The sequence below is a fragment of the Streptomyces sp. AcH 505 genome (assembly GCF_000818175.1).
Lineage (GTDB): Bacteria > Actinomycetota > Actinomycetes > Streptomycetales > Streptomycetaceae > Streptomyces.
In genome coordinates this window covers 5183333-5187536 of record NZ_JTIY01000001.1, presented here as the reverse complement: position 1 = coordinate 5187536, position 4204 = coordinate 5183333, and the positions used below count along the sequence as shown (strand labels likewise).

At 70.0% G+C, this 4204-nt stretch carries 1 pseudogene; it reads right to left on the bottom strand.

The annotated features are described in order from the left end of the window. A pseudogene (locus HY68_RS39645) lies at positions 1–4008 on the bottom strand (type I polyketide synthase); the annotation flags it as partial. Between the last annotated feature and the right edge of the window lie 196 nt (positions 4009–4204).

The following is a 4204-nucleotide window of genomic DNA, read 5'->3' as shown; positions in this document are numbered from 1 at the left end:
GGCCGCAGCCCTGGACTTCAGCCAGTACCGCTGCCGCTGGAAGGGATAGGTGGGGAGTTCAAGGTGCTGGGGGTGGACGCCGGCGAAGTACGTCGTCCAGTCGACGTGTGCACCGTGGGTGTGGAGCGTGGCCAGTGCCTCGACCACAGCTCGTGTCTCGTCACGGTCCTTGCGGACGGCGGGTACGAACGCCGCGGTCTCGTCAGCGTCGAGGGTCTGCTGGGCCAGGCCGGTGAGAACACCGTCCGGACCGACCTCGACAAACAGCGTGGCGCCCGCCGTGCGAGCTGCGGTGATGCCGTCCGCGAAACGAACCGCTTCACGCACATGCCGCACCCAGTAGTCGGGAGTGCTGAGCTGCCCCTCCTCGGCCAGCTGCCCGGTGACGTTCGAGATCAGCGGGATCGTCGGCTCGTGGTAGGTGAGGGCCTGGGCGATCTGCCGGAAGTCGTCCAGCATCGGGTCCATCAACGGCGAATGGAACGCGTGCGAGACCCGCAGCCTGCGCGTCCGGATCTTGCGGTCCGCCAGCACCTGCCCGATCTCCTCGACCGCCGACTCCACACCGGAGATCACCACAGCGGCAGGACCGTTCACGGCCCCGACGCTCACCTCGCGCTCGCGCCCCTCCAGCAGCGGCAGCACCTCAGCCTCAGAGGCGGCCACGGCGAGCATCGCACCACCACTCGGCAGCGCCTGCATCAACCGGGCACGAGCCGCCACCAGACGGCACGCATCCTCCAGCGAGAACACCCCCGCCACATACGCGGCCGCCAACTCACCGATCGAATGCCCCGCCAGCACGTCCGCCGCAACCCCGTACGAGACCAGCAACCGATACAGCGCCACTTCGAAGGCGAACAACGCAGGCTGCGTCATCCCCGTCTCATCCAACAGCCCAGCCAACTCCGAACCCGGCTCCGCGTGAACCACATCCCGAACCGGATACGCCAGCAACGGATCCAGAACCTCACACACCTCATCCCAGGCGGCAGCGAACACTGGCAACGAGGAGGCCAGTTCGCGCCCCATACCCAGCCGCTGACTCCCCTGCCCCGCGAACAACAGCGCCAACTTCCCGCCCCTGGGCCGCTCCGACCCGCCTTCGATCACCGAAGGACTGGGCTGCCCGTCGGCGAAGGCCGACAAGGCGGCGAGCAGTTCCGTACGATCCGCGCCCACGACGACCGCGCGCCGCTCCAACAGAGAGCGGGAAGAGACGAGTTCGGCGCCGACGTCCGCGATGTGCGCCTCCGGGTGCTCCGCGAACCAGTCACGAAGTCGGGCGGCCTGCTCCCGGAGTGCCTCGCCGTCCCGGGCCGAGACCATCCACGGCACCAGCGGCAGTTCCGTACGGCCTTCGGGTGCTGGGCCCGGCTTCGGGGCCGGGGCCCGCTCGATGATCACGTGCGCGTTCGTCCCGCTGATCCCGAAGGAGGAGACCCCGGCCCGGCGCTGGCGGTCCTGACCGCCCCACTCGCGGGCCTCGGTGAGGAGTTCCACCGCCCCGGCCGCCCAGTCCACATGCGGCGACGGCGCGTCCACGTGCAGCGTCTGCGGCAGCACGCCGTGCCGCATCGCCATCACCATCTTGATGATGCCCGCGACACCGGCGGCGGCCTGCGTGTGACCGAGGTTGGACTTCACCGAGCCCAGCCACAGCGGCTGATCGTCCGGCCGGTCCTGCCCGTACGTCGCGATGAGGGCCTGTGCCTCGATCGGGTCGCCGAGCACCGTACCCGTCCCGTGCGCCTCCACCGTGTCCACGTCCGACGCGGCCAGACCGGCGTCGGCAAGAGCCTGCCGGATGACGCGCTGCTGCGAAGGACCGTTCGGCGCCGTCAAACCGTTGCTCGCACCGTCCTGGTTGACGGCCGACCCGCGCACGACCGCCAGGATGCTGTGCCCGTTGCGTTCGGCGTCGGAGAGCCGTTCGACGAGCAGCATGCCCGCGCCCTCCGACAGACCGACTCCGCCGTCCTCCGTCGCGAACGCCTTGCAGCGGCCGTCCACGGAGAGGTTGCGTTGCCGCGCGAACTCGATGAACGTCCACGGGGTGGCCATGACGGTCGCCCCGCCGGCCAGTGCCATGTCGCACTCACCCGAGCGCAGCGCCTGCACCGCGAGGTGCAGGGCGACGAGCGAGGAGGAGCAGGCCGTGTCGACGGTGACCGCGGGACCTTCCAGCCCGAGGGTGTACGACACCCTGCCCGAGGCCACACTGCCCGAGTTGCCGGTGCCGATCAGACCTTCCAGCTCCGGGGGCAGCTCGCCCGCCTGGGAGACGTAGTCGTGGTACATCACACCCGCGAAGACGCCGGTCCGGCTGCCGCGCAGGTCGACCGGGTCCAGTCCCGCGCGTTCGATGGCCTCCCAGGAGGTCTCCAGCAGCAAGCGCTGCTGCGGGTCCATCGCCAACGCCTCGCGCGGGCTGATCCCGAAGAACGCCGGGTCGAACTCACCAGCGTCGTAAAGGAATCCGCCGTGCCGGGCGTAGGTCGTGCCCCGGCTCGCCGGGTCCGGGTCGTACAGCTTCTCCAGGTCCCAGCCACGGTCGGTCGGGAACTCGCCCACCGCGTCCTTGGCTTGGGAAACCAGGTCCCACAGCCCCTCGGGCGACATCACCCCACCCGGGAAGCGGCAGCCGATGCCGACGATCGCGACCGGCTCGTCATGTGACGCCGGTCGCAGGGTGGGCACCGGTGCCGCGTCCTGCGTACCGAGCAGTTCCTCGGTCAGGAGATCGACGAGCGCCAGCGGCGTCGGGTAGTCGAAGATGAGCGTGGCCGGGAGCCGCAGCCCGGTCGCCTCGTTGAGGCGGTTGCGGAATTCCACTGCCATCAGCGAGTCGAATCCCAACTCCTGGAAGGACAGGGTGGCTTCGACGGCCGAGGCGTCCTTGTAGCCGAGGACGGCGGCGACCTGGCCGCGCGCAAGCTCGTCCAGCAGGGACTTCCGCGCGCCGGCGTCCAGCGCGGTGAGCCGCCTCTTCAGTGTGGCCTCGCCCTCGGCGCCACTCGCTGCCATGCGCCTGGCGGAACGGCCCACCAGCCCGCGTAGCAGCAGCGGAAGAAGCTCAGGGCGTGCACCCAGGGTCTTCAGATTCAGCCCCACCGGGACGAGCGTGGAGTGGGCGGACCGGAGGGAGGCGTCGAACAGCGCGAGGCCGTCCGCCGGCGACAGCGGCTGAACTCCCGAGCGCTCCAGTCGTCGCAGATCGGCCTCGTCCAGCTCGCTCACCATGCCGCCGCCCGCCCACAGGCCCCAGGCCAGTGAGGTGGCGGGCAGGTCCTGGGTGTGACGGTGGTGGGCAAGTGCGTCGAGGAAGGCGTTCGCGGCAGCGTAGTTGCCCTGTCCGGCGCTGCCCCAGACGCCTGCCATGGACGAGAAGAGCACGAAGGCGGTGAGGTTGAGGTCGCGGGTGAGTTCGTGGAGGTGCCAGGCGGCGTCCGCCTTGGGCCGCAGGACGATGTCCATCCGGTCCGGGGTGAGGGACGGGATCGTGGCGTCGTCCAGGACGCCGGCCGTGTGGATCACACCGGTCAGGGCGTGGTCGGCGCGTATGGAAGCGATGAGGTGAGCGAGGGCGTCGCGGTCGGTGACGTCGCAGGCAACCGCATCAACGTCGGCGCCGTACTTGGTCAGTTCCGCGATCAGCTCACCGGCACCAGGTGCATCCGCTCCACGGCGGCTCGCCAACAGCAGGTGGCGCACACCATGCTCCACCACCACATGCCGGGCCACCAGCGCGCCCAGACCACCCGTACCACCGGTGACCAGCACCGTGCCGTCCGGCCTGAACACCGTCGCGTCCGAGCTGGGCACGACGGCCCGGGTCAGCCGAGGCACCTGTATCCCGCCCGCACGGATCGCGAGCTGTGGCTCACCGGTCGCCAGCGCGTAACCGACCGCACCAAGAGACTCAGGATCCTCGTCCAGATCCAGCAGTACGAACCGGTCCGGCTGCTCCGCCTGCGCGGCCCGTACCAGACCCCACACCGCGGCCTGTACCGGATCAGCATCCCCGGCCGCATCAACGGCCACCGCACCCTGAGTGACCACCACCAGACGCGATGCGGCGAACCGCCCGTCCACCAACCACTCTTGTACGGCACCCAGCACGTGATGCGTCAACGCGCGGGCCGCCTCCGGCACCCCTGCGGATGTCGGCTCAGGCAGCCTCAGCAGCACATACTCCGGAACA